Raw genomic sequence first — 674 nt, forward strand, 5'->3', positions numbered from 1 at the left:
GTGTTTGTTATGGGAGAGACCGTTCGTTGACGATCGGCCGGGCCTACATCATAATCCAAACGCATCGGCAAACCGACGCGATAACGACCTGCGGCCGAAACCGCGCTTCTTTCCGAATATAGGACGTCGTCGCTTACGATCATCTTCGGCTTGCCGCGCTCCTCGATGATCCGGTTCAGCTCACGGGCACCGCGCAGAGCGGAAAGCGATGTATCGACGGCAAGGCCCAGGCATTCACTGGTGCATTCGTCCACGACGATCAACTCCCGGAACCTGAGCCCATGGGAGAAAGATCCGACACAAAGTCCAACGACCAGCGGTCATTGGTGGCAAGTGGGATGCCGGTAGTCTGGTTCGTTGGCGAAACGGCTATGCTTCCATTTCCTGGTCCTCGCGATGGGCTAGAACTTCTTCAAAATGGATTATTTCAACGGGGCAAGGTCAGACGTGATGCAGCGACAACCCATGATCACTTTCTATAGCGAAGCGACAACCATGATTGCGTCTGGCGAGATCGACACGGAGCAAAAAACTCCTCGAAGCTTACGCCGAGGAGCTTTTGGTGGAGTTTCCCGAGTGGGGGAATTTACAAGTCTCATTGGTTGCGGGGGCAGGATTTGAACCTGCGGCCTTCAGGTTATGAGCCTGACGAGCTACCGGGCTGCTCCACCCCG

At 55.6% G+C, this 674-nt stretch carries 1 pseudogene; it reads right to left on the bottom strand.

Annotation, left to right across the window (positions count from 1 at the left end):
* Positions 1-125: 125 nt before the first annotated feature.
* Positions 126-340: pseudogene (locus FHP24_RS28565) on the bottom strand (IS3 family transposase); the annotation flags it as partial.
* Positions 341-674 lie beyond the last annotated feature (334 nt).

This window comes from Aliirhizobium smilacinae, from assembly GCF_006335145.1.
In the GTDB taxonomy this organism is placed as follows: Bacteria; Pseudomonadota; Alphaproteobacteria; order Rhizobiales; family Rhizobiaceae; genus Neorhizobium; species Neorhizobium smilacinae.